At 63.5% G+C, this 25,409-nt stretch carries 19 protein-coding genes and 3 pseudogenes; 11 read left to right on the top strand and 11 right to left on the bottom strand.

Going from position 1 to position 25,409, the window contains the following annotated elements:
• Positions 1 to 11 precede the first annotated feature (11 nt).
• The 3 genes from HAP54_RS12575 to HAP54_RS12565 all read right to left on the bottom strand — a co-directional run bounded on the left by HAP54_RS12575 (position 12) and on the right by HAP54_RS12565 (position 2,268).
• Complete coding sequence (locus HAP54_RS12575; protein ID WP_166300356.1) at positions 12 to 506, bottom strand: hypothetical protein; 495 nt, start codon at positions 504 to 506, stop codon at positions 12 to 14.
• On the bottom strand, positions 493 to 1,335 hold the full coding sequence (locus HAP54_RS12570) for a DUF6731 family protein (RefSeq protein ID WP_166300355.1): 843 nt from the start codon (positions 1,333 to 1,335) through the stop codon (positions 493 to 495). The genes HAP54_RS12575 and HAP54_RS12570 overlap by 14 nt, the downstream gene beginning before the upstream one ends.
• A 696-nt stretch (positions 1,336 to 2,031) precedes the next feature.
• Positions 2,032 to 2,268 carry a DUF1674 domain-containing protein gene (locus HAP54_RS12565; protein WP_166300353.1) on the bottom strand — a complete coding sequence of 79 codons (237 nt, stop codon included), beginning with the start codon at positions 2,266 to 2,268 and terminating at the stop codon, positions 2,032 to 2,034.
• A gap of 189 nt (positions 2,269 to 2,457) precedes the next feature.
• Between HAP54_RS12565 and HAP54_RS12560 the strand changes: the two genes are divergently transcribed.
• The 3 genes from HAP54_RS12560 (at position 2,458) to purH (ending at position 7,524) form a co-directional block, all read left to right on the top strand.
• Complete coding sequence (locus HAP54_RS12560; protein ID WP_166300351.1) at positions 2,458 to 3,804, top strand: RsmB/NOP family class I SAM-dependent RNA methyltransferase; 1,347 nt, start codon at positions 2,458 to 2,460, stop codon at positions 3,802 to 3,804.
• 117 nt (positions 3,805 to 3,921) lie between these two features.
• A complete protein-coding gene (locus HAP54_RS12555; protein WP_166300349.1) occupies positions 3,922 to 5,673 on the top strand; it encodes a heparinase II/III domain-containing protein in 1,752 nt (583 codons plus the stop codon).
• Between the two features lie 258 nt (positions 5,674 to 5,931).
• Positions 5,932 to 7,524 carry a bifunctional phosphoribosylaminoimidazolecarboxamide formyltransferase/IMP cyclohydrolase gene (gene purH, locus HAP54_RS12550; protein WP_166307785.1) on the top strand — a complete coding sequence of 531 codons (1,593 nt, stop codon included), beginning with the start codon at positions 5,932 to 5,934 and terminating at the stop codon, positions 7,522 to 7,524.
• A 166-nt stretch (positions 7,525 to 7,690) separates the two neighbouring features.
• On the opposite strand, the gene HAP54_RS12545 is transcribed toward purH, so the two are convergent.
• The gene (locus HAP54_RS12545) at positions 7,691 to 9,070 is read right to left on the bottom strand and encodes an MFS transporter (protein ID WP_166307782.1); all 1,380 of its coding nucleotides are present in this window, start codon (positions 9,068 to 9,070) and stop codon (positions 7,691 to 7,693) included.
• A gap of 125 nt (positions 9,071 to 9,195) precedes the next feature.
• Here HAP54_RS12545 and ggt point away from each other — a divergent pair.
• From ggt to HAP54_RS12530, 3 genes and pseudogenes are all read left to right on the top strand, one after another.
• Positions 9,196 to 10,940: pseudogene (gene ggt, locus HAP54_RS12540) on the top strand (gamma-glutamyltransferase).
• Between the two features lie 194 nt (positions 10,941 to 11,134).
• Positions 11,135 to 12,433 (top strand): MFS transporter, encoded by a 1,299-nt coding sequence (locus HAP54_RS12535; protein ID WP_029080914.1) that lies wholly within the window; start codon positions 11,135 to 11,137, stop codon positions 12,431 to 12,433.
• 215 nt (positions 12,434 to 12,648) lie between these two features.
• On the top strand, positions 12,649 to 13,524 hold the full coding sequence (locus HAP54_RS12530; protein ID WP_166300347.1) for an SDR family oxidoreductase: 876 nt from the start codon (positions 12,649 to 12,651) through the stop codon (positions 13,522 to 13,524).
• A gap of 6 nt (positions 13,525 to 13,530) precedes the next feature.
• Here HAP54_RS12530 and HAP54_RS12525 read toward each other — a convergent pair whose 3' ends face one another.
• Both HAP54_RS12525 and HAP54_RS12520 read right to left on the bottom strand, forming a co-directional pair.
• Entirely contained in the window at positions 13,531 to 13,866 is a 336-nt protein-coding gene (locus tag HAP54_RS12525) for a GIY-YIG nuclease family protein (protein ID WP_166300345.1), read from the bottom strand.
• A 91-nt stretch (positions 13,867 to 13,957) separates the two neighbouring features.
• Complete coding sequence (locus tag HAP54_RS12520; RefSeq protein ID WP_166300343.1) at positions 13,958 to 14,623, bottom strand: glutathione S-transferase family protein; 666 nt, start codon at positions 14,621 to 14,623, stop codon at positions 13,958 to 13,960.
• Positions 14,624 to 14,664: 41 nt separating this feature from the next.
• Here HAP54_RS12520 and HAP54_RS12515 point away from each other — a divergent pair, with 41 nt between their 5' ends.
• From HAP54_RS12515 to panE, 5 genes and pseudogenes are all read left to right on the top strand, one after another.
• Positions 14,665 to 15,252 carry a DUF2239 family protein gene (locus tag HAP54_RS12515; RefSeq protein WP_166300341.1) on the top strand — a complete coding sequence of 196 codons (588 nt, stop codon included), beginning with the start codon at positions 14,665 to 14,667 and terminating at the stop codon, positions 15,250 to 15,252.
• Positions 15,253 to 15,306: 54 nt separating this feature from the next.
• Positions 15,307 to 16,058, top strand: a pseudogene (locus HAP54_RS12510) (IS5 family transposase).
• A gap of 85 nt (positions 16,059 to 16,143) precedes the next feature.
• On the top strand, positions 16,144 to 17,499 hold the full coding sequence (locus tag HAP54_RS12505; RefSeq protein WP_166307779.1) for an MATE family efflux transporter: 1,356 nt from the start codon (positions 16,144 to 16,146) through the stop codon (positions 17,497 to 17,499).
• A 110-nt stretch (positions 17,500 to 17,609) separates the two neighbouring features.
• On the top strand, positions 17,610 to 18,215 hold the full coding sequence (locus tag HAP54_RS12500; protein WP_166300339.1) for a 2-hydroxychromene-2-carboxylate isomerase: 606 nt from the start codon (positions 17,610 to 17,612) through the stop codon (positions 18,213 to 18,215).
• A 117-nt stretch (positions 18,216 to 18,332) separates the two neighbouring features.
• On the top strand, positions 18,333 to 19,253 hold the full coding sequence (panE, locus tag HAP54_RS12495; protein ID WP_166300337.1) for a 2-dehydropantoate 2-reductase: 921 nt from the start codon (positions 18,333 to 18,335) through the stop codon (positions 19,251 to 19,253).
• A 38-nt stretch (positions 19,254 to 19,291) separates the two neighbouring features.
• Here panE and HAP54_RS12490 read toward each other — a convergent pair.
• The 5 genes and pseudogenes from HAP54_RS12490 to HAP54_RS12470 form a co-directional block, all read right to left on the bottom strand.
• Positions 19,292 to 20,004, bottom strand: a pseudogene (locus tag HAP54_RS12490) (IS5 family transposase).
• A gap of 236 nt (positions 20,005 to 20,240) precedes the next feature.
• Positions 20,241 to 20,819, bottom strand: coding sequence for a c-type cytochrome (locus HAP54_RS12485; RefSeq protein WP_166300335.1), 579 nt, complete (start codon positions 20,817 to 20,819; stop codon positions 20,241 to 20,243).
• Between the two features lie 184 nt (positions 20,820 to 21,003).
• On the bottom strand, positions 21,004 to 22,281 hold the full coding sequence (locus HAP54_RS12480; RefSeq protein WP_166300333.1) for a PQQ-dependent sugar dehydrogenase: 1,278 nt from the start codon (positions 22,279 to 22,281) through the stop codon (positions 21,004 to 21,006).
• A 364-nt stretch (positions 22,282 to 22,645) separates the two neighbouring features.
• Positions 22,646 to 22,897: an SDR family NAD(P)-dependent oxidoreductase gene (locus HAP54_RS12475; RefSeq protein ID WP_166300331.1), complete on the bottom strand. Its 252-nt coding sequence runs from the start codon at positions 22,895 to 22,897 to the stop codon at positions 22,646 to 22,648.
• A gap of 44 nt (positions 22,898 to 22,941) precedes the next feature.
• Positions 22,942 to 25,185: an adenylate/guanylate cyclase domain-containing protein gene (locus tag HAP54_RS12470; RefSeq protein ID WP_166300329.1), complete on the bottom strand. Its 2,244-nt coding sequence runs from the start codon at positions 25,183 to 25,185 to the stop codon at positions 22,942 to 22,944.
• Positions 25,186 to 25,409 lie beyond the last annotated feature (224 nt).

Genomic DNA, 25,409 nt, shown 5'->3' with positions numbered 1-25,409 from the left:
AAAGCACAATTCTATCCGGGAATGAAGTCTGCATCCTTGACGCTGACCATTTTTCCGAAGTTTAGAGCAACGCGCAGAAATGACGTGAACGCCCAAATGAATGACGCGAACCACGTAGAGACCACCCAATACGTGATGCTTCCCTTCATGTCCAAGTTTAGAATCATCAACGGGATCGAATAGATGGTGAGGATGAAGCCCATGTACATCGCTTGAAGGACGTACCACTGAAATCTCTTCATAACCGGCGAGCCACGAATTTCTCCTATAAAACCATCTCCTTTTGTTGCCACAAAACCGAAGACACTAAAGAGAAATCCGGTTTGAATCGCAGCCCAGCCGAATACAGCAGAAAACAAGCCTCCCAGGATTATCTTTCCTGACGCGATATTCTCTACGAACCAGCCCCGAAAAACATAAGATGCAAAAAGCCAAACAGCGACTGATGCTGCCGGCCCAAATCGCTCGATTATGTAACCAATGGTATGCCGGTCAGAATTTGGCATTATGTCGCGCCATGCCCGCGTGCAACGCTGCTAAACGGATTTTGTAGCTTTCCCTCGGATCATTGCGTGGAAGGTCCAGCGTAATCTTTTCCGTTAGCACTTCTTCCAGCAAATCGATTTCCTCAGCTTGTTCAGCGCCCTTACCTTTAAGCTTCCTGAGATCGATGTCGCCATTGTCCGCGCGGCGCAAAAGGTCTTTCACGAACTCGTGCCCCTTTCTCAGTGCGCCCTTTGAGTGACCCATAGACATGGAAATTTCCATCAGGTGAGGGCTATAGCTGTCCGCCATTGTGGCTATGTTTTGATAGACAGCTTTGTGCGCGCCATCGATTTGGCTTAGGTCGGCTGGGCTTGCTATCGCAAATCGTATCTTCTTTGGTGGCGTGGAAATGAATCTATTCCACGTATCTTTGCGAACGAGCGGCGTGAAAAGATACCATACATGTGGAGGAAAGCTATTTAGGTATCCGTTCACTCGGTTCAACGACAGAGTCCTGCTATCGTATTGTGCCGCTAAAACACTTCTGTTCTCATTGTAAACGAATGCTAGGTGATGACCCAAGGGTCTCTTTGTCTGAAGAGCGGCGGTGTTGTTGTCATGCACTTCGGATGGGTACGCGCGCTCTTGCAGTCGAACAAATTCACCCTCGTAAAATCCGGCTGACGAAGACCTGAACTCTTCAAGTCTCACCTTGACGCCGTTTACGTCCTTGAGGCGCTTGCTTGGGCCGCCAAGAGTAAAAATCTTGTCTAAGGTTTTTGCAAACGCGGGGTCGTGTTTCTCGGCCCTCTCAACGCGATAATAGCGAATAGATATCCCTTGATCCATTATGCTCCCCTGTCCCTCCGGGAGGAGAACACAATCTAGGCGAGCGTGGGAAGACTATTTCGCTGTATCGCGCTTCATTCTTTTGGCGGATTTGGTTTTTCGACTTGGTGTCTTCTTCGTATGCGGCGTGGGCTTCATCTTGAGCATGCGCTTCAAGACCTCATCCCGAGAGGGCGAATCGGCCGCGCCGTCGCGCCTTGGACTCTGAGTCGTCATTTCTGGCAACTACTTTATTTAGAGGGGTTATCCACCAGATATCCTTGCGAAGCAGCGTAGGTAGAAGCATACGGGAAGGGCTAGTCGGCGGCAGTGGCTTATCGTCTCGCAAGGACACCACTGTCCGCCTCAACTAGATGGCGATCCCAGTCCGGTTGACTGGGACCTCTCTCGCGTTCGAAAGCGAGAGGCCTAAGCGAAGCCCTCCCGGTCCACCCCGGTGAGGGCTTCGTGTTTTGTAACCATTGTGGTCACACTAGAATCCTCGCACCTTGCGAGGGTGATGCGCAAGCGGGGCCTCCAAATAAATTGGATTTCTCCGTTGCCATCGAATCAACTATAGCACGCCGCCCTGTCAAATAGGAATAAATATACTCTTTTCTGGTACGTCAAGTATATAAATGGGGACATATTCCCAGACTGGCCTGAGTCGAGACGCCGGGCAAGACTCTCCACAAGACCCCTTAAGAAGTCCGGCTCTCAGAAGTCCGAGGCGATACCCTTGGTCTCCCAATCGCCGTAACGCGTCGGTTCCGGTCCCTTCGGACCCTGGAATTCCTTCGGCCGTGCGGCCGCTTCCTGCGCGGCTAGCTCCTCGGCGGCCTTGCGCCGCGCGTCGGCCTCGGCGAGCGCGCGCTGCGCCGCCGGCGTCAGCGGCTTGCGCGGCGCGGGTTCCGGCGGCGATGCCGCTTTCTCCGACACAGATTTCTCAGACATGGTAGACCTTCTTGGCAAAACTTTCCGCCTGCGGTTTTCGTATCTCTGTGTTGGCTCAGCGACGGCATCACGATCGCGAAATCCCGCAGGGTGATTCTTACATTTGGCATATTCGCATGCCAGAGGTGTTCTCGAGTTGATGGGCATGAGCCGAATGTAACTCCAGCACCTTCGAGATATCTCCGCTTCATGCCTCCTTCAAGATTTGCAGTTCCTGCCGAAGTCCCCGGTCTCGCGGCGCGCCGTATCGCGGCCGACATCCTCGATGGCGTGCTGCACAAGCACCGCACGCTCGACGATCAGCTCGACGGCGCCGGCGCGCATCCCGGCCTGAAATCGCTCGCCGATCGCGATCGCGCGCTGATGCGCCGGCTGGTCTCGACCATCCTGCGCAAGCTCGGCACGCTCGGCCATCTACTGTCGCGCCTGCTCGATCGCGGCATCCCGACCGATGCGCCGCGTGCGCAGAGCGCGCTCCTGATCGGCGCCGCGCAGATCCTCTGGATGGATGTGCCTGATCACGCCGCGGTCGATCTGTCGGTGCGGCTGGTGCAGTCGGACCGGCGCGCGGCGAAATATGCCGGGCTCGTCAACGCCGTGCTGCGCCGCTGCGCGCGCGAGGGCCAGGGCCTGATCGATGAGACCAGCACGCAGACGCTGGACCTGCCGCAATGGATGCTGACGCGCTGGAACGCGCATTATGGCGAAGCCACCGCGCGCGACATGGCGCTGGCGCTCGGCCATGAGCCGTCGCTCGACCTCACGGTGAAATCGGACGCGCCGCAATGGGCGAGCCGCCTGCATGGCGAGACGCTGCCGACGGGAACCGTGCGCACACTGCTGCAGGGCTCCGTCACGATGCTGCCGGGCTTTGCCGAAGGCCATTGGTGGGTGCAGGACGCCGCCGCCGCGCTGCCGGTGCGCCTGTTCGGGGACATCAAGGACAAGGCGATCGCCGACCTCTGCGCGGCGCCCGGCGGCAAGACCGCCCAGCTCGCGCTGGCAGGCGCGCATGTCACCGCGATCGACCGCTCGCCGGCGCGGGTCGCGCGGCTGCGCGACAATCTCACGCGGCTGGCCTTGGAGGCCGAGACGATCGTCGCCGACGCCGCCGAATGGCCCGCGGCGGCCGGAAGCTTCGACGGTATTCTGGTCGACGCACCCTGCAGCTCGACCGGAACCATCCGCCGCCATCCCGACGTCGCCTGGCTGCGCCAGGAAGGCGATATCGCGGCGCTATCGGCCCTGCAGAAGCGGCTGCTGCAAAAAGCCACCACTCTGCTGAAGCCGGGCGGCACGCTGGTCTACTGCACCTGCTCGCTGGAGCCGGAAGAAGGCGAGCAGGCGATCGCCGCGCTGCTGGCGAGCGAATCAGGCCTGCGCCGTGCGCCGGTCGAGAAGGACGAGGTCGCCGGCCTCGACGACATCATCACCGCCGACGGCGATCTGCGCACCCTGCCCTGCCATCTGCCCAACGCCGACCCACGGCTGGGCGGGCTGGACGGGTTTTACGCCGCCAGGCTGGTTAAGTCCTGATTTTAAACTTCAGTCTTCTAAGCTCGAAGTGATTCGTGCGGTATCAAGAGGGTGTCTTGGCCGCGTTTCCGGATTAAATAAGGATTCGTTGAAAATTCCCTCCCCGCAAGGTTAGGCGTGTCGGTCGCTCAAAGCAGACGCATCTCGACGCTGATTGCTGGCCGCTTCGCGCGCAGCGTGATCGCGCGCGCCAGCGGCAGCACGGTTGCGCTGTCGCGGCTGTGGCCCGGCCGCACCGACCGGCTGATCATCGCCCCGCATGATCTGAGGACCGCCGACGCCACCCGCGCCGCCGAGATCTATGCCGGGCGATTCGTCTTCGCCGGCAAGATCGTCACCTGCCACGGCCGCTCGATCTTCGACCTCGAGCCGCCGTCGGAGGATTGGGAAGCCGCCCTGCTCGGCTTCGGCTGGCTGCGCCATCTGCGCGCCGCCGACACCGCGCTGACCCGCGCCAACGCCCGCTCGCTGGTCGACGACTGGATATCCAACCAGGCGCGCAGGCGGCCGCTGGAGCGCCGCGCCGATGTCCGCGCGCGGCGCGTGATCTCGCTGTTGTCGCAGGCACCGCTGGTGCTCGGCGATACCGACGGAAAATTCTACCGCAAATATCTGCGCGGGCTGGCGCGTGAGATCCGCTATCTGCGCTACTCCATCCTCGACAATGACGGCGTGCCGCGCCTGCAGGTGCTGATCGCGCTGTGCTACGCCTCGCTCTGCCTCGCCAACCAGGCGCGCAATATCAAGACGACCACGCGCCGGCTGTCGGACGAATTGCAGCGCCAGATCCTGCCCGATGGCGGTCACATCTCGCGCAATCCCGGCGCGCTGGTCGAGCTGCTCAGCGATCTCTTGCCGCTGCGCCAGACCTTTGCTGCACGGAATATCGCGCCGCCGCCGGCGCTGCTCAACGCCATCGACCGCATGATGCCGATGCTGCGCTTCTTCCGTCACGGCGACGGCAGCTTCGCGCTGTTCAACGGCATGTCGACCGCGCCGTCAGATCTGGTCGCGACGCTGCTCGCCTATGACGACACCCGCGGCGTGCCGATGGCGAGCATGCCGCATAGCGGATTCCAGCGGCTCGATGCCGGCACCACGGCGTTGATCATCGACACCGGCCCGCCGCCGCCGCCAAGCGTCAGCCAGGATGCGCATGCCGGCTGCCTGTCGTTCGAGCTGTCCTCGGGGCCGAGCCGCATCGTCGTCAATTGCGGCATGCCGTCGACCGGGCGCGACAATTGGCGGCCGTTCGCACGCTCCACCGCGGCGCATTCGACGCTGACCTATCGCGACACCTCGTCGTGCCAGTTCGTCGAGCTGTCGGCGATGAAGCGGCTGTTGCGCGGCGCGCCGATCACCAGCGGCCCCAACAATGTCGAGAGCTACCGCGAAGCCGTCCCCGACGGCGACGTGCTCACCGCCTCGCATGACGGCTATCTCTCGCGCTTCGGCGTGATCCACCGCCGCGTGCTGATGGTCTCCCAGGATGGCACCCGGCTCGAAGGCGAGGACTCGCTGTCGCCGGCGCCGGGCGGCCGCATCAAGGGCAGCGAGGCCGATTTCGCGCTGCGCTTCCATCTGCATCCGTCGGTGAAGGCGAGCCGGCTGTCGGATGCCCGCGGCGTGATGCTGGTGCTGCCGAACCGCGACGTCTGGACCTTCGAGGCGTTGGACGACAAGGTCGACCTCGAGGACAGCGTGTTCCTGGCCGGCAATGACGGCCCGCGCCGCACCTCCCAGATCGTGATCCGGCAGGACGCCCGTCAGGCCGCCACGATCCGCTGGAGCTTCGTGCGCTCCTCGACCTCGGCCACCGCCACCAACGCGCGCCGCAACGCCCGCCGCGAGCCGGAACTGCCGCTGTAGGCGCGTACCGCCTCTATCAGAGCGACTAATCTCAGACCCGTCATCCTGAGGTGCGAGCCTCTTCGGCGAGCCTCGAAGGATCGACGGCCGCCAGCCGGGCCGTGCATCCTTCGAGGCTCGCAAGGGCTCGCACCTCAGGATGACGGGAGAATGGGCATCGGATCGTCCGCAATTTCCCGGGAATCGGCCTCGGAGACCGGTTTCGTAGGGCACCAAACCATGCTACCCGGCTGCCTTAACAGCCAGGGATTTCCTAGAATGACTGAACAGCTTCGCCGCGTGACCCGCGCTCTGTTGTCCGTTTCCGACAAGACCGGACTGATCGATTTCGCCAGGGCGTTGGCCGACCATGGCGTCGAGCTGGTCTCGACCGGCGGCACCGCCAAGGCGATCGCGGCGGCCGGGCTCAAGGTCGAGGACGTCTCCGAGCTGACCGGTTTCCCGGAGATGATGGACGGAAGGGTCAAGACGCTGCATCCGAAGGTGCATGGCGGCCTGCTCGCGATCCGCGACAACAAGGAACACGCCGCGGCGATGGCCTCGCACGGCATCGCGCCGATCGACCTTCTGGTCGTCAACCTCTATCCGTTCGAGGCCACCGTCGACAAAGGCGCCGGCTTCGAGGAGTGCATCGAGAACATCGACATCGGCGGTCCCGCGATGATCCGCGCCGCGGCGAAGAATCATGACGACGTCGCCGTGGTGGTCGAGGCGCAGGATTATCAGGCGGTGCTCGACGAGCTCGCCGCGCACAAGGGCGCGACCTCGCTCAGCCTGCGCCGCCGGCTCGCCGCCAAGGCCTATGCGCGCACCGGATCCTATGACGCCGCGATCTCGAACTGGTTTGCCAAGGAATTGAAGACCGACGCGCCGGACTTCCGCGCGATCGGCGGCCGGCTACTCCAGCCGCTGCGCTATGGCGAGAACCCGCACCAGACCGCGGCGTTCTACGCCACGCCGGAAAAGCGCCCGGGCGTTTCGACTGCGCGGCAATTGCAGGGCCGTGAACTGTCCTACAACAACATCAACGACACCGACGCCGCCTATGAATGCGTCGGCGAATTCGATCCGCAGCGCACCGCGGCCTGCGTCATCGTCAAGCACGCCAATCCCTGCGGCGTCGCCGAGGGTCCGGATCTCGCGACGGCTTACGCCCGTGCGCTCGCTTGCGACTCCACCTCGGCCTATGGCGGCATCATCGCGGTCAACCGCAAGCTCGATGCGGACGCGGCGCGCGCCATCATCGGCATCTTCACCGAAGTGATCATCGCGCCCGACGCGACCGAGGAGGCGATCGCGATCATCGCCGGCCGGCGCAATCTGCGCCTGCTGCTTGCGGGCGCGCTGCCCGATCCGCGCGCGACAGGCCTCACCGCCAAGACCGTTGCCGGTGGCCTGCTGGTGCAGAGCCGCGACAACGCTGTGGTCGAGGACATGAACCTGAAGGTCGCGACCAAGCGCGCGCCGACCGACGCCGAGCTGCGCGATCTCAAATTCGCCTTCCGTGTCGCCAAGCACGTGAAGTCGAACACCATCATCTATGCCAAGGACCTCGCCACCGTCGGTATCGGCGCCGGCCAGATGAGCCGCGTGGACTCGGCGCGCATCGCGGCGCGCAAGGCGCTGGATGCGGCGGCCGAGCTGAAGCTCGCCGAGCCGCTGACCAAGGGGTCGGTGGTCGCCTCCGATGCGTTCTTCCCGTTCGCCGACGGCATGCTCGCCTGCATCGAGGCCGGCGCCACCGCCGTGATCCAGCCCGGCGGCTCGATGCGCGACGACGAGGTGATCAAGGCGGCCGACGAACACGGCATCGCCATGGTGTTCACCGGCGTGCGGCACTTTAGGCATTGATGCAAGCTGTCGTCCCTGCCTAGTGCGCAATTGCGCACGGGAGCAGGGACCCATAACCACAGGCGCGTGTTGCTAGAACAAGCTGGCGCTCCAGCACGCTCTTCTTGAACAGCGGTGGTTATGGGTCCCGGCTCGCGCTTCGCTTGGCCGGGACGACGGCGGTGGTTTACTCGCGCACCCTTGCCAGCAACACCAACCCCACCACGAAAAACCCCACCAGCACCGCCATGCCGGCCTTCTGGCTCGCGGTCGCCGCGGTGATCGCGCCGATCAGCAGCGGGCCGATGAACGACGTCACCTTTCCGGTGAGCGCGAACAAGCCAAAATACTGCGCGATGCGATCCTGCGGCGCGAGGCGGATCAGCAGCGAGCGCGAGGCCGCCTGCAGCGGCGCGCCGGCGGCGCCGATCAGGCAGCCCAGCACGATATAGGCGCGCTCGGCAGCGCCCGCGAACAGCGGGCCGCCGGGCACCGGCGGCGCGACCGCAATGAACAGGATGGAATCCTTGTTCACGGTGAGGATCACGACGATCGCAAACAGCAGGATCACCAGGCTGCAGGTAATCACGCGCTTCGGCCCGAACGCGTCGTCGAGCTTGCCGCCGAGCCAGCCGCCGAACGTCCCGGCCACCGCCAGGATGATGCCGAAGGTACCGATCCGGATCGTGTCCCAGCCGAACGTGCCGGCGGCATAGATGCCGCCGAAGGCGAACAGCGAGACCAGCCCGTCGGTGTAGATCATGTTCGCCAGCAGAAAGCGCGCCATCGATTTCTGCTCCGGCAGGCTCGTCAATGACTCCCTGAGCCCGCGCAGGCCTGCGCCGACCGCCTCGCGCAACGGACGCTTCGCCGGATAGTCCGGCGTGAACAGGAACATCGGCGTCACGAAGATGATGAACCACAGCCCGGTCAGTGGCCCGGTGATGCGATCGCCCTCATGCGTGATGGGATCGAGACCGAACAGCGGCGTGAAGCCGAACAGCGTGCGGCCGGTCTCGGCATTGGCGGCGAGGAAGCCGAGTACCAGCACGAGGCTCAGGATGCCGCCGACATAGCCGGTGGCCCAGCCGGTGCCGGACAGACGCCCGATCCTGTCCGGCGGCACCAGCGTCGGCATCATCGCATTGTTGAAGACGGTCGCGAACTCGACGCCGACGCTCGCGATCGCATAGGCGAGCAGCAGCGCGGGGATGATGTCGGGATTGCCCGGCTTGCCGATCCACATCGCGCTCGCGCCGATCACCAGCAGCGCGCCGAAGCCCGCGATCCACGGCTTGCGGCGGCCGCTGGCGTCGGCGATCGCACCTAACACCAGTGACAGCAGCGCGATCGCAAGTCCTGCGGCTGCTGTGGCAAAACCCCACAGCGCCTGCCCGCTCGCGGGATCGGGCGCGACGAAGCTCGCGAAGTATGGCGCGAACACGAAGGTCGTGATCAGCGTGAAATAGGGCTGCGCAGCCCAGTCGAAAAAGATCCAGCTGACGACGGCTGCGCGGCCCGGATAGACCTTGGTGGTGGCCTTCGCATCACCAGCGCCCGTCTGCATTGTTGCCGTCATCGCGAAACATATTCCTCAAGTCGAACCGCAGGCAGGCTTTTGCCGCTTCAATCCGTTCCCATATAGCATGAGCTGGTTTGCTGATACCGCGATGAACAGGGCAGGACATTTCGATGGCGCTGACGGCAACGATGTCGCGACGGCTGTTTGCCGTTCTCCTGGTGATTGGCATCGCGACACCGGCCCTCGGCCAGGTGCAGCGTCGCGCCTACGAGCCCTCAGCCACCGATACGATTCAAAGCATTCGCGCCGAACACGGCATGGTGGTGGCGCAGGAGAAGCTGGCAGCGCGGGTTGGCGCCGACATCCTGCGGCAGGGCGGCAATGCGGTCGACGCCGCTGTCGCCACCGGCTTTGCGATGGCAGTGACCTATCCGCGCGCCGGCAATATCGGCGGCGGCGGCTTCATGGTGATCCATCTCGCCGGACGCAATGAAGATGTCGCGATCGATTATCGCGAGACCGCGCCGCAGGCCGCAACTCGCGACATGTTCCTGAACGCAGAGGGCAAGCCCGATCCGGACAAGTCGCGCAACTCCGCGCTCGCGATCGGCGTGCCCGGCACGGTCGCGGGCCTCGCGCTGGCGCTGGACAAATACGGCTCCGGCAAGCTCACGCTGGCGCAGATCATCAAGCCCGCCATCGATCTCGCCCGCGACGGCTTCATCGTCACCGACGACACGTCGGACACGTTGTCCGACATGTATCGCCGCATGTCGCGCTGGCCGAACTCGGCCAAAGCCTTCTCGCATGCCGACGGCACGCCGCTGCGTGAAGGCGACCGCCTGATCCAGGGCGATCTCGCGACGACGCTGACGGCGATTGCCGAACGAGGGCCGCGCGGCTTCTACGAAGGCGCGGTCGCCGAGAAGCTTGTCGCCGGAATCAAAAATGCCGGCGGCATCTTCACGATCGACGACCTGAAATCCTACCAGCCGGTGATCCGCACGCCGATCCGCGGCAGCTATCGCGGCTACGACATCGTCTCGATGCCGCAGCCGTCCTCCGGCGGCGTCGTGCTGCTGGAGATCCTCAACATCCTCGAGGGCTTTCCGATGTCCGACATGAAGCAGGGCTCCGCCGCCTCGCTGCATGTGATGATCGAGGCGAAGAAGCGCGCCTATGCCGATCGCGCCCGCTATCTCGGCGATCCCGCCTTCGTCGACGCGCCGACGCAGCTGCTGATTGACAAGGCCTATGCCGCCAGGCAGCGCGCAACCATCGACCTTATCAACGCCACGCCCTGGACCGATGTGCGGAACGCGAAACAGCCGCATGAGGGCGACAACACCACGCATTATTCCGTCGTCGATGCCGGCGGCAACGCCGTCAGCAACACCTACACGCTGAACTTCCCCTATGGGGTCGGCCTCGTCGCCGACGGCACCGGCGTGCTGCTGAACAACGAGCTCGACGATTTCACCGCGGCGCTCGGCGCCTCCAACGCCTTCGGCCTGGTCGGCTTCGAGGCCAATCTGCCGGGTCCCGGCAAGCGCCCGCTGTCCTCGATGGCACCCACCATCGTGCTGAAGGACGGCAAGCCGGTGCTGGTGACGGGATCGCCCGGCGGCAGCCGCATCATTTCGGCGGTGACGCAGATCATCGTCGACGTGATCGACTACAGGATGGATACGCAGCCGCAGTCGCCGCGCCGCGGATGCATCACCAATGGCTGCCCGACGAGGTCCGGATCGAGAAAGGCTTCCCCGACGAGGTGCTGGCCGAGTTGAAGGCCAAGGGCCACAAACCGGTCGAGCCGCTCGGCTACTCCTCCGCGAACTCGATCATGGTCACGACCAACGGTCTGCTCGGCGCCCCCGACCCGCGCACGCGCGGCTCGGAGGCCGCGGGGTACTAAAGAGCGCTTCGAGCGACGCCTGCCCCGCACCTGATGCGGGATGGACACCGGTTCGCGTGAAGAAAACGCGTCAAAACAAAAAGCTAGAGCAAACGCGGCTTTGCCCGGCCTGCGACATCGCGATAGACTGGAGGTCCGCGCAAGTCCGGCCGCGGATGCAAAGAGCCGGTGAAAGATTTCTCCGGGGAACGCGCATGAGCACGGCCGAATCCAAATCGATGGAAGTCGCAGAGATCGAGGACACCAGCCTCCTCGCCTTCTATCGCGACATGAACCTGCAGGAGCGGCGTACGTTCTGGGCCTGCGCCTCGGGCTGGACGCTCGACGGCATGGATTTCATGATCTATCCGCTCGTGATCGGCACCATCATCACGCTGTGGAAGGTCGATCCCGGCACCGCAGGCCTCGCCGGCACCGTGACGCTGCTGGCGTCCGCGGTCGGCGGCTGGCTCGGCGGCTACCTCTCCGACCGCATCGGCCGGGTCAAGACGCTGCAGCTCACCATCATCTGGTTCTCGTTCTTCTCGCTCGTCTGCGCTGTGGTGCAGAATTTCGACCAGCTGCTGATCGCCCGCGCGCTGCTCGGCCTCGGCTTCGGCGGCGAATGGGCGGCCGGCGCGGTGCTGATCGGCGAAGCGATCCGGCCGCAATATCGGGGACGCGCGGTCGGCTCGGTGCAGTCGGGCTGGGCGATCGGCTGGGGCCTTGCGGTGCTGGCGCAGGCGATCCTGTTCTCGGTACTGCCTGCGGAAAATGCCTGGCGCTGGATGTTCGCGATCGGCGCGCTGCCGGCGCTGCTGGTGTTTTATCTGCGCCGCTACGTTACCGAGCCCGAGATCTCGGCCGCGACAATGGCGCAGCAGCAGGCGACTGGCAGCAAACCCGCTGCATTGTGGGAGATTTTTCACGGGCCGATCCTGAAGACCACGCTGCTGGCCTCACTGGTCGGCACCGGCATGCAGGGCGGCTACTACGCCGTCACCTTCTGGGTGCCGCGCTTCCTCACCACCGAGCGCAAGCTCTCCGTGGTCGGCTCGACCGGCTATCTCGCCACGCTGATCATTGGCTCGTTCATCGGTTATCTGGTGGGCGCCTGGCTCGCCGACCGCATCGGCCGCCGCAACCTGTTCCTGATCTTCTCGATCGGCGCCATCGCGATCGTGCTGCTCTATACCCAGCTGCCGATCTCCAACGAGGTGCTGTGGGTGCTGGGCTTCCCGCTCGGTTTCTTTGCGTCAGGCTATTTCTCCGGCATGGGCGCGTTCCTGACCGAGCTGTATCCGACCCGGCTGCGCGGCTCCGGCCAGGGCTTTTGCTACAATTTCGGCCGCGGCATCGGCGCGCTGTTCCCGTTCCTGGTCGGCGCGCTTTCGACCACGACGACGCTCGCCAACGCGATCGCGATCTTCGCGGTGGCCGCCTACGGCGTGTTCTTCATCGCCGCCTACGCGCTGCCGGAAACGCGCGGGCGTGTGCTGCATGCGGGTGGGTAGGACGTGTAATGTGGTGATGTGATGACTGCGCCGCTCGCTCCGCTTCGCCTCTCCCCCTGTGGGAGAGGCCGGATTGCATCATTAGATGCAATCCGGGTGAGGGGTCGCGGTCCATCCATGCAGTACGCCGTGTGGAGAGGTACCCCTCACCCCCAACCCTCTCCCACAAGGGGAGAGGGGGCCACCGGTCCGTGCATCCCTAACAGGAGGCTGCCATGACATCGCTCAAAGGCAAGACGCTGTTCATCTCGGGTGCGAGCCGCGGCATCGGGCTGGCGATCGCGCTTCGTGCGGCGCGTGACGGCGCCAATGTCGCGATCGCGGCGAAGACCGCCGAGCCGCATCCGAAGCTGAAGGACACGATCTACACCGCCGCCGACGAGGTCCGCGCCGCCGGCGGCAAGGCGCTGCCGGTGCTCTGCGACATCAGGGACGAAGCACAGGTGATGGCGGCGATCGAAGCCACCGTCGCCGAGTTCGGCGGCATCGACATCTGCGTCAACAATGCCAGCGCCATCAGCCTGACCACCTCGCAGGCGACCGACATGAAGCGGTTCGACCTGATGATGGGAATCAACACCCGCGGCACCTTCATGGTGTCGAAATACTGCATCCCGCATCTGAAGAAGGCGGAGAACCCGCACATCCTGATGCTGTCGCCACCGCTCGACATGAAGACCAAATGGTTCGAGCACTCGACCGCCTACACGATGGCGAAATTCGGCATGAGCATGTGCGTGCTCGGGCTGGCCGGCGAGCTGAAATCTTCAGGCGTCGCCGTCAATGCATTGTGGCCGCGCACCACGATCGCAACCGCCGCGGTCGGCAATCTGCTCGGCGGCGACGCCATGATGCGCGCCAGCCGCACGCCCGAGATCATGGGCGATGCGGCCTATGCGATCGTCACGCGGCCGTCGCGCGAGTTCACTGGCCATTTCTGCATTGACGACAAGGTGCTCTATGCCAATGGCGTCCGCGATTTCGAGCGCTACCGCGTCGATCCCTCGGTGCCGCTGATGTTGGACTTCTTCGTGCCCGACGACGACGTGCCGCCGCCCGGCGTCACCGTGCAGCCGTTGCCGTCGCGTTGAACGCGGCTAGACCGCGGACGCCTTGAGCTGCGCGCGCCAGTGCTGCACGCGCTCCTTGAGCAGCGTCTCGCGCACATAGGCAAGCTCCTCGTCCTCGAGGCGCTCCAGCGTTTCGAGCGAGAAATTGTCCGCGCCGTGCGCCGACCACACGCGCTGCAGCTCCGAATTGCGGTGGCTCCCCATCCGCAGCGTGAACCAGATGCGGTTCTGGATCTTGTCGAGATCGAGCGCCTGCCCGACCCAGACTTCGCCGGTCGCGCGGCAGCGGATCGCGAACACGCCGGCGACTGCGGCGCGCTTCTTGTAGTCGGCGATGGCAAGCTTGCGGTCCTCGGTCTTCATGGCGGCTCCTGTCGTGTCGACAGGCTGTTTATACCCGGGTGTTATTGACAAAGCAATTCCACCCGGATAAAACATCGCCATGACCGCGGATTTATCGGCCGACCTGGTACGGCCCGCCCTTCTCCAGCGCCCGCGCATAGGCCGGGCGGGCGTGGATGCGCTCGAGGAACGCGACGCAGCGGGGATGGCCGTCCTCAAGCCCGCCGCGCGCGGCGGCCGCTTCCAGCGGAAAGCTCATCTGTATGTCGGCGCCGGAGAATTCGCTGCCGGCGAACCACTCGCTCTTGCCGAGTTCGCCTTCCCAATAGGCCATGTGCTGCTTGATCTGCGGATTGACCAGCGTCGACAGCGCCGTGTTGGACACCTTGCGCACCAGCGGCCGCAGCAGCGCCGGCGCGCGCTTCGGCATCAAGGTGAACAAGAGCTTCAGCAGCAGCGGCGTCATCGCCGATCCCTCGGCATAGTGCAGCCAATAGGTGTAGCGCAGCCGCTCCGGCGTATCGGCTTGCGGGATCAGGCGGCCATTGCCGTAGGTCGCGATGATGTATTCGAGGATCGCACCGGATTCCGCGATCGTGTTGTCATTGTCGGTGACGACGGGCGACTTGCCGAGCGGATGGATCGCGCGCAGCTCCTTTGGCGCCCGCATGTCGGGCTGCCGCTGATAGCGCACGATCTCGTACGGCACGCCCAATTCCTCGAGCAGCCACAGCACGCGCTGCGAGCGGGAATTGTTGAGATGATGAACCGTCAGCATGAGCGTCCTCTGAAATACCAGCGCAATCTGAAAGGTCTACCATGAATCCAGCCTATGTCGCCTTCGAAGGCGAGCATCGCATCGGGGCCGGTGACCTCCCCGAGGTTGCGCGCGCCGCCAGGCAATTGCTGGATCGGCGCAAGGACGCCGCGATCCTGGTGTTCGACGGCCGCACCTCGGCGTTGGTCGACATCGATTTTCGCGGCTCGATCGACGACGTGCTGGCGCGGCTGCCGAAGCCCGCGCCTCCGCTCGACGAGGAGCCGCCGGCGCCCGCTGTGCCACGCGGCCCGGGACGTCCGAAGCTTGGCGTCGTCGCGCGCGAGATCACGCTGTTGCCGCGGCACTGGGACTGGCTCGCCCAGCAGAAGGGCGGCGCTTCGGTTGCGATCCGCAAGTTGATCGACGAGGCGCGGCGCTCCAGCGGCGACAAGGACCGGACACGTAGCGCGCAGGATGCCGCCTATCGCTTCATGACAACGATGGCCGGCAACCGGCCGCATTACGAGGACGCGATCCGCGCCCTGTTCGCCCACGACCGGCGCCGCTTTGCGACGCTGATCGCGGACTGGCCGGCCGACATCCGCGATCACGCAGTCAGGCTCGCCTATAGCGATCAAGCGGACTAGGGCCTGTTTGGATTCCGGATTCTCATCCTGGCTTGGTTGTGATTCAAGCTTGGGATGGACCGATTCGTTTTGACTGATGCCCAATGGGCGAAGATGGAGCCGCTTTGTCTTGGCAAGCCGGGTGATCCCGGCCGGAGCGGCAATAACAACCGGCTGTTTGTCGAAGCCGTGCTGTGGATTGCGCGCACGGGCAGTCCGTGGCGCGATCTGCCGCGCGCCTTCGGCAACTGGATAACCGTGTACACGCGCTTCCGCGACTGGGCCAAGGCGGGCGTCTGGAAGCGCATGTTTGATGCGGTCTCGGACGAGCCGGACATGGAGTACGTCATGGTTGATGCCACCATCGTCAAAGTCCACCGCCACGGACAGGGCGCAAAAGGGGGACGCAAAACCAGGCGATCGGCCGCTCGAAAGGCGGAATGACCACCAAAATCCTGGCACTGACCGACGCGCTCGGCAATCTCCTGCGTTTCGTGCTGCTGCCAGGACAGCGCTTCGACACGGTCGGCGTCCCGCCGTTGATCGAAGGGCTGACCTTCGATGCGATGATCGCCGACAAGGCGTTCGACAGCAACGCCATCATTGCCGACCTCGACGCACGCGGCGCCAAGGTCGTCATCTCCCAGCACCCGCGGCGCGCAAAACCTCTCGCCATCGACGCGGAAATCTACAAATGGCGACATCTGATCGAAAGTTTCTTCTGCAAGCTCAAGGAATTCAAGCGGATCGCCATGCGAGCCGACAAAACAGATATCAGCTTCGAAGCCATGATCAATCTCACCGCCGCTGTGATAAATTCAAGATGAATCCAAACAGGCCCTAGCGCGTTTTCGTACGAAATAGCGGCACTCGGCGGATCGTTGATTCGTGACTGCCCCCATTCTTTGGAAGTTGAAAGTGTCCAAGCCCCCTTCCCTGCGCAAGGCCTTCCTGTCCTTTCTGGCGCCGATGCTGCTGAGCAACGTGCTGCAGTCGCTGTTCGGCACCATCAACGGCGTCTATCTCGGCCAGATGATCGGGGTCGACGCGCTCGCGGCTGCGTCGGTGTTCTTTCCGGTGATGTTCTTCTTCATCTCCTTCGTGATCGGCTTGAGCGCCGGCGCCTCCGTCATGGTCGGCCAGGCCTGGGGCGCCCGCGAGCCCGGCCGGGTGAAGGCGGTCGCCGGCACGACCATGACCGTGACGCTGCTGCTGGCGCTGGCGATCGCGATTCTCGGCGGCCTGTTCGCCCGGCCGCTATTGATCGCGCTCGCCACACCGCCGGACGTACTCGACGCCGCGGTGTCCTATGCACGGATCATGATGATCACGATGCCGGTGACCTTCGCATTCCTGCTGCTCGCGGCCATGATGCGCGGCGTCGGTGACACCGTAACCCCGCTGCTCGCCCTGGCGGTGTCGACGATCGTCGGCCTCGTGGTGACGCCGGCGCTGATCCGCGGCTGGCTCGGTCTGCCGATGCTCGGCGTAGCGAGCGCCGCCGTCGCTTCCGCCGTCTCGGGCGTCGTCACGCTGCTGTGGCTGCATGTCCACATGTTGCGGCACCGGCACCCTCTCGCCTTCGACGCGACGTTCCTGCGCGCGATGCGGCCCAACGGCGCCTTGCTGCGCATCGTGCTGCGGCTCGGCATTCCAACCGCGATCGGCATGGTGGTGGTCTCGCTCGCCGAACTGGTGCTGCTCGGCCTCGTCAACGGTTTCGGGTCGGACGCCACCGCCGCCTATGGCGCGGTCAACCAGGTGATCGGCTATGTGCAGTTTCCGGCGATCTCGATCGCAATATCAGTGTCGATCTTCGGCGCGCAGGCGATCGGCCGCGGCGATTCCGGCCGGGTCGGCGCCATCGTCAGGACCGGGATCGAGATGAACCTCGCACTGACGGGCGGACTGGTCGTGCTCGGCTATCTCTTCGCGCGGCCCCTGATGGGCTTCTTCATCGTCGACGGCGCGGTGCTCGCGCTCGCGCAGCAGCTTTTGTACATCGTACTGTGGAGCATGGTGCTGTTCGGGATGGCGACGGTGTTTTCGGGCGCGATGCGCGCCGGCGGCACGGTGTGGATGCCGCTGTTCATCTCGATCCTGGCCATAACGCTGGTCGAGGTGCCGGTTGCGATCCTGCTGAGCCGCGCCCTCGGCATCAGCGGCATCTGGATCGCCTATCCCGTCACCTTCGCAACCATGTTCGTGCTGCAGATGGCCTATTACGCCCTGGTATGGCGCAAGCAAACCATCACGCGGCTGATTTGACATCGCGCGCTGCGGCTCACATGATGGGTATCATATTCTACCGGCGGAGCCTGCGACAGCGGGCTCATGCTAAACAAGCCGAAACTAGACACGCCGTGGGAGAGACCGCCGTGAGCCCAAATCCACAATTCCTGTTCGATTTCGGCAGCCCCAACGCTTTCCTCAGCCATGAGGCGATCCCGGCGATCGAGCAGCGCACCGGCGTCAAATTCGAATATGTCCCGATCCTGCTTGGCGGCATCTTCAAGGCCACCAACAACAAGTCGCCGGCCGAGACGCTGGCGGGCGTCAAGAACAAGCCGGAGTTCCAGCAGATCGAAACCGAACGCTTCCTCAAGCGCTTCAAGGTCAAGCCCTACACCTGGAACCCGTTTTTCCCGGTCAACACGCTGAATTTGATGCGCGCGGCGGTCGCCGCCCAGCTCGAAGGCGTGTTCGAGAAGTACATCGAGGCCGCCTTCCATCATATGTGGGTCGAGCCGAAGAAGATGGACGACCTTGAGATCGCCACCAATGCCCTCACGTCCTCAGGCCTCGATGGCGCCAAGCTGCTTGCCCGCGCGCAGGACGCGGACGTCAAGGCCAAGCTGATCGCCAACACTCAGGCCGCCGTCGAGCGCGGCGCGTTCGGTTCGCCGACCTTCTTCGTCGGCAACGAAATCTTCTTCGGCAAGGAGCAGCTGCGCGAAGTCGAGGAATTGGTGTCGGGAAAGTGAGATGAGCGGGCGAAGAATAGCGGGTAGCGAATAGCCGGCTGATGCCCTTATCTATTCGCCACTCCCCGTCAGCTATTCGCCCCTCCCCCGGGCAACAACAAAGAAGGACAAATTCCCATGCGTGTTCTCGTGGTCGGCGCCGGTGCGATCGGCGGTTATTTCGGCGGCCGGATGCTTCAGGCCGGCCGCGACGTCACTTTTCTCGTCCGGCCCCGCCGCGCCTCCGAGCTCGCCTCGGCCGGACTCGTGATCAAGAGCCCGAACGGCGATGTCACGCTGAACAATCCGCCGACCGTGCAGGCCGACAAGCTCTCGGACAAATTCGACGTCGTGCTGCTGAGCTGCAAGGCGTTCGATCTCGAAGATGCGATCAAGTCGTTTGCGCCCGCCGTCGGCGACAAGACCGCGATCATCCCGTTGCTCAACGGCATGCTGCATCTCGATGCGCTCGACAAGAAATTCGGCTCGTCCCATGTGCTCGGCGGGCTCTGCGCGATCGCGGCGACGCTGAACGAGAAGCGCGAGGTGGTGCAGCTGCAGCCGATGCAGTCACTGGGGTTCGGCGAACGCGCGGGCGGCACGTCGGAGCGGGTGCGCGCAATCGCGGAGACCTTCTCGGCGATCAATGGCGCCAACGCCAGCGAGCACGTGATGCAGGACATGTGGGAGAAATGGGTGTTCCTGGCGTCGCTCGCCGCCTCCACCAGCCTGATGCGGACCTCGGTCGGCAATATCCTGGCGGCGCCCGGCGGCCAAGATTTCCTGCTCGGCATCCTCGACGAATGCAGCGCGATCGCGGCCGACGCCGGCCATGGGCCTGGCGGCCCGTTCTTCCAGCGCACCCGCGGGCTTCTGACCGCCGAGGGATCGCCGATGACCGCATCGATGTTCCGCGACATCAAGGCGGGACTGCCGGTCGAGGCCGATCACGTGATCGGCGACCTTATCGTCCGCGCCGACGCCGCCAAGATCCCGGTGCCGAAGCTGCGCACCGCTTACACGCATCTCAAGGCGTATGAGAAGCAGCGGCAGGCGTAACACAACTGGTGTCGTCCCTGCCTAGGGCCTGTTTGGATTCATCTTGAATTTATCACAGCGGCGGTGAGATTGATCATGGCTTCGAAGCTGATATCTGTTTTGTCGGCTCGCATGGCGATCCGCTTGAATTCCTTGAGCTTGCAGAAGAAACTTTCGATCAGATGTCGCCATTTGTAGATTTCCGCGTCGATGGCGAGAGGTTTTGCGCGCCGCGGGTGCTGGGAGATGACGACCTTGGCGCCGCGTGCGTCGAGGTCGGCAATGATGGCGTTGCTGTCGAACGCCTTGTCGGCGATCATCGCATCGAAGGTCAGCCCTTCGATCAACGGCGGGACGCCGACCGTGTCGAAGCGCTGTCCTGGCAGCAGCACGAAACGCAGGAGATTGCCGAGCGCGTCGGTCAGTGCCAGGATTTTGGTGGTCATTCCGCCTTTCGAGCGGCCGATCGCCTGGTTTTGCGTCCCCCTTTTGCGCCCTGTCCGTGGCGGTGGACTTTGACGATGGTGGCATCAACCATGACGTACTCCATGTCCGGCTCGTCCGAGACCGCATCAAACATGCGCTTCCAGACGCCCGCCTTGGCCCAGTCGCGGAAGCGCGTGTACACGGTTATCCAGTTGCCGAAGGCGCGCGGCAGATCGCGCCACGGACTGCCCGTGCGCGCAATCCACAGCACGGCTTCGACAAACAGCCGGTTGTTATTGCCGCTCCGGCCGGGATCACCCGGCTTGCCAAGACAAAGCGGCTCCATCTTCGCCCATTGGGCATCAGTCAAAACGAATCGGTCCATCCCAAGCTTGAATCACAACCAAGCCAGGATGAGAATCCGGAATCCAAACAGGCCCTAGTGCGCAATTGCGCACGGGGGCAGGGACCCATAACCACCGACCTCAATTGTGTTGAAGGGATATCGACCCCGACCGCCTCAAATCGTGAGGCCGCGGCGTATGGGTCCCTGCTTTCGCAGGGACGACACCGTTTTCACGGCTACAAATGCGCCAGATAATGTGCAAGCGCGGTGATCTCCTCGTCGCTCAGCGGATAGGCCACGTCGGCCATCGCGGCCTGCGCACCGCCGGAGCGGACGCCCGACTTGTAATCGTGCAGCGCCTTGACGAGATATTCCTCGCGCTGGCCGGCGATACGGGCGACCGCCTTGGTGCCGACATAGGTGTCGGTGTGGCATGAGGCGCAGCGGCGGCCGGCAGCGGCCTGCTTGCCCTTTTCGGACAATTCCGGATTGTCGTCCTTGCTGCCCTTGAACGGCGTCAGCGAGGCGAAATAGGCGCCGAGATTGCGGATGTCCTCGTTGCTGAGCTGCTCGACGATCGGCTGCATCTGCTCGTTCTTGCGCGCGCCGGCGCGGAAGAACACCAGCTGCCATTGAATGAATTGGTCGAGCTGGCCGGCCAGCGAGGGAATGTTCTCGGTCTGCGAGATGCCGTTGTCGCCGTGACAGCCGGCGCAAATCTCGGCCTTCTCCTTGCCGGCGGCAACGTCGGCGGCCTGGGCGGACGACGCCAGCAGAATTGCCGCCAATAAAACTCCGAGTGACGCACTACGCATTGCCAGTTTTCTCCGCGTGTCATTGCCGGGGCTAGATCCCGGCAACCCATCTGGCTTGAAGGGGGTTTCTTGGTTTGGATGGATGCCCGGATCAAGTCCGGGCATGACAAGGTGGTTCCGTTATCCGATCGCAACAGAGGCTGCGGCCGCCGCATGGCCACCGCAGCCTCCTGACCTTCAACCGTTACTTCTTGCTGTAGCTGATGCGATAGATCGCACCGGCCCAGTCGTCGGCGACGAGGATGGAGCCATCCTTGTCGAGCAGAATATCGGCGGGACGGCCGAGATAGCCCTGGTCACCCTGGATCCAGCCGTCGGCGAAGATCTCCTGCTTGGCGTTCTTGCCGTCGGGGCTCGCGGTGATCCGCACGATGCGGCCGCCCTGGTACTTATGCCGGTTCCAGGAGCCGTGCTCGGCGATCAGGATGCTGTTCTTGTACTCGGCCGGGAATTGGCTGCCGGTATAGAACTTCATGCCGAGCGGAGCCACATGCGCGCCGAGATTGTAGACCGGCGGGGTGAACTCCGAGCACTTGTGGCCCATCGCGAACTTGGTGTCGGGCAGGTTGCCCTGGTGGCAATAGGGATAGCCGAAATGCTCGCCGATCTTCGAGATCATGTTGAGCTTGTCGCTCGGCAGATCGTCGCTGATCCAGTCGCGGGCATTTTCGGTGAACCAGTACTTGCCGGTGCGTGGATCGACGTCGCCGCCGACCGAGTTACGCACGCCGAGCGCATAGATTTCCGCGTTGCCGGTCTTCGGATCGACGCGGCGGATCTGTGACACCGAGGTCGGCGGGACGCCGATGTTGAAGGGCGGGCCGAACGGCAGGAAGAACCAGCCTTCCTTGTCGACGGCGATGTATTTCCAGCCATGCGCCGCGTAGGACGGCATGTCGTCATACACCACCTTGCCGCTGCCAAGCTTGTCGAGATTTGCCTCGGCGTTCTCATACTTGATCAGCTTGTCGACCGCGATGACGTAGAGCGAGCCATCCTGGAAGGCGAGGCCGGTCGGCATATTGAGGCCCTTGAGGATGGTCTTGACCTCCTTCTTGCCGTTGTTGTCCTTGATCGCATAGACGTTGCCGAGGCCGAACGAGCCGACGAACAGCGTGCCCTTGTCGCCCCAGGCCATCTGGCGCGCGGCCAGCACGTTCGAGGCATAGACCTCGATCTTGAAGCCCGGCGGCAGCTTGATCTTCTTCATCATCGCCGCGAGTTCGGCATCGGAGGCGCCGGTCGGCGGACCGGACGGCGGGGCCAGGCCCTTCTGCGCTTCGGTCTCGTCGCCGAGGAACCAGTCATCCGGCGGATGGGTCCAGAATTCCTTGGTGCCAGATTCGTACTTCTTCAGCGCACGGTTCTTGTCGGTTTGTTGCTGTGCACCAGCGAAGGTTGTCCCCGCCAGCAGCGCAATCGCCGCGAACGCAAGAATTGATCGATTGAAAGCCGATTTCATCGCGTCACTCCCCTATGCAAGCCGTTGCAGCTTGCCTGTTATTGATTTTGAACGCCCTGAGAGATGATGGTGGCGGTCTGTGAGGTAGGTCAGACCGCAAAATGGTAGCACATCCATCGACGCTGAAAAGCGCATGGATCAGGGTGCACTGCGGTCAAAACAAATTGAGACGAAATTTTCCTGCGCCGGCTGCCTGAGAACAAGGCATTCCGCACTGCAGCGTAATATTCGAACGAACCTAACGCTCGTGAGCGGCGATCGCGATCGCATCCGGAATCAAGAAGGCCGCCTCGAGGGGCGGCCTTCTTTCGTGCGTGTGGCCGTCAAGCTCAACGGATCAGGGCAAAAGCCCTCAGCTGAATCGTCACCAGCCTCGATGTCGGCTCGGCCGAGTGGATCTACGACAGCCTGGTACTACGACCTCGCCATCGACGACGGCGCGCACATCGGCGCCGGAAGCTTTCAGGTCCTCCAGCGCCGCATACAGTGCGTTCTCTTCGATGTCGGCTAGCATCACCCTCATGTTGGCCGCCGCTAAAACGCGGGCAATGGCGAGGCCGATGCCGCTGGCGGAGCCGGTTACGAACGCTGCTTTACCCTGGAAGTCACGGATCATCTCTTCCTCCCTCTGTTCAACGCAAATCCCGCACGATCACCTCGTCAAACCGACCACCACCAGCCTCCGACCTCGATTTTCCAGCGCAGCTCGGTTGCTCGTCGGGCTGAAGCTGGCAGCGTGTCGAGTAGCGTACGCGCCCTTGCGACCTGTCGGCTCGCCTCCGTGTTATTTGAGGCCGCCGTCGCGCGCTTGGATGCCGCAAGGTAGTAATCGATCGCCTTCTCCACCAAACCCGCTTCTGCACAGTGATGGGCGAGGATCTCGGGCTGCGTCCTTGCCGCCTCCGGAAATTCACCCTCGAGAACCGCGGCGATGCGGCCATGCAACTGCTGGCGTCGGGATCTCAGCATCATGCCGTACGCAGCGTCCTGTAGCAGCGCATGCTTGAAGATGTATTCCGAATCCGGCGGGACGCCGCGGCGGTAGATAAGCTCGGCGTTCTCAAGCTGGACCAGGGCATCATCCAATTGATGCTGCGGCATCTGTGCCACCGCACTGATCAGTTCGTGCGAAAACTGCCGGCCGAGCGCCGCACCGATCTGCGCCAATTCCCTCGTCGGCGCCAACCGATCGAGCCGAGCGAGCAGCGAACCTTGCAATGTCGTCGGAATGGCGAGCGGCCTCGCATGGCCGGCCGCCTGGTAGGCGCCTCCAGCTTGCATCACCAGTCCGCTCTCCATGATGTTCTTGGTCAACTCCTCGACGAACAGCGGAACGCCATCCGTACGATCCACAATCTGGTCTGCGATTTCCTTCGGCAGTGTCGTGCCTCCCGTCAGATGCGCTATTATCTCGGCGCATTGGTCGGGCGGCATTCGGCTCAAGCTGATCAAAGTAACGTGGGAGAGGCTTATCCATGGCGGCGTGAACTCGGGCCGGAGCGTGATGATCAACAGAACACGCAAGCCGCGTATCCGATCGATGAGCATTTCGAGCGCCTCTCGCGTGGTAGGATCGCTCCAATGGACATCCTCGAAGAGCATGAGCACCGGCTGTCGCGCCGACAGTCCCTCGACTTGCGCCAACTGCGCGCGGATCGTTTCCTCCTTGCGCTTTTGGGGCGTCAGGTTGAGTGGCCGATAGCGGCCGCCGGTCGGTATGGCCAGCAGGTCCGCCAGCAGTGACAAGGCCTCGCCGAGGTCATCGGTTGCCCGGACCAGCACCGCCTCGAGCTTGGCAAGACGCTCTTCGTCGTTGTCGTCCCGCCGAAAACCAGCAGCGCGCTTCAGTTGCGCGATGCTGGGATAAAGCGGGCTGTCCTGGTGATGAGGAGAGCAAAAGTACCGTAGCCGCGTGTGCGGCTCGCTAGCCAGCCGTTCAACCATCGTCTGAGCGATACGCGATTTGCCTAGGCCCGGTTCGCCGGACAACAGCACCACGCATCCGCCGCCCCCTTTTGCCTGTTCCCAGCGGCACATGAGGAGTTCGATCTCCTCCGCGCGGCCGACGAGAGGAGTGCCAGTTGCGCGCAGCGCCTCGAAGCGACTCTCTGCGGCCCCCGCACCAAGCACCTGCCAGGCCGGCACCTTTTCGCCGAAACCCTTGAGCGCGACGGTGCCGAGATCGCGATACTCGAAGAGGCCCCCCGTCAGCCGGCGTGTTGTTGACGAGATAACCACCGTGCCGGGCTCAGCCAGGGTCTGGAACCGAGCCGCCAGATTCGGAGTTTCTCCCACGACCGCCTGCTCCTGCGCGGCACCCTTACCGACGAGGTCGCCTACCACGACCAACCCGGTCGCAATCCCGATCCTGACCTGCAGCGGCACGCCGGCTGCCGTGTCGAGGTTGGGCACGGCTTTGACCAGTGCAAGTGCAGCTTGTACAGCGCGTTCGGCGTCATGTTCATAAGCTAGGGGATAACCGAAATAGGCGAGCACGCCGTCCCCCATGTACTTGGCGACAAAACCTCCTTTCTGCTCGATCAGCTCCGTGCAGCAGCGATGATACGCGCCGATCACCGCACGCAGGTCTTCGGGATCGAGCCGCGTGGACAGGCTGGTCGATCCCACGAGGTCACAGAACATCACGGAGAGCTGGCGCCGCTCAGCTTCGTCCCGCCGCTTAGTTTCCGGCAGCCCCGCGGACCGAGAGGCAGCGCGGGCCGCACCCGCGAGCTCGGCAATCGCCGCCAGCATTTTCCGGCGATGGCCAAGCGAAACTCCAAGCTCCTTCAGATCCTGATCGGTCAAAAGGTGCAGGACGGAGATGTCGACGTCATTTTCGGCAAACCGGTCCATGTACTCGGAAAGGCCGAGCGTGGCCAGCCACTCTGGAACTGACGACATCGGGGTCCGCATCCGGTGCCCCCCGTTTTACCTTCAATCGGGTCAGCCTATCAAAATGCCAAAGGCGCGGGCAGCGCTCGCTAGGATCGGCAGTGGAGATCTCATTTGGCCTTAAGCGGTAGCCCTGTGGGGCAATTCCTCGGCAAATCTCGCAACCCTAGCATTCGTCTGCCGCCGCATAATTCCCCTGATGAGACGCCCTGTCTAGGGCGTGCCGCTTTTGA

The organism is Bradyrhizobium sp. 2S1, from assembly GCF_011516625.5.
GTDB lineage: Bacteria > Pseudomonadota > Alphaproteobacteria > Rhizobiales > Xanthobacteraceae > Bradyrhizobium > Bradyrhizobium septentrionale.
Note: the sequence above shows the minus strand (reverse complement) of the source record. Positions and strands in the feature narration are given on the sequence as shown.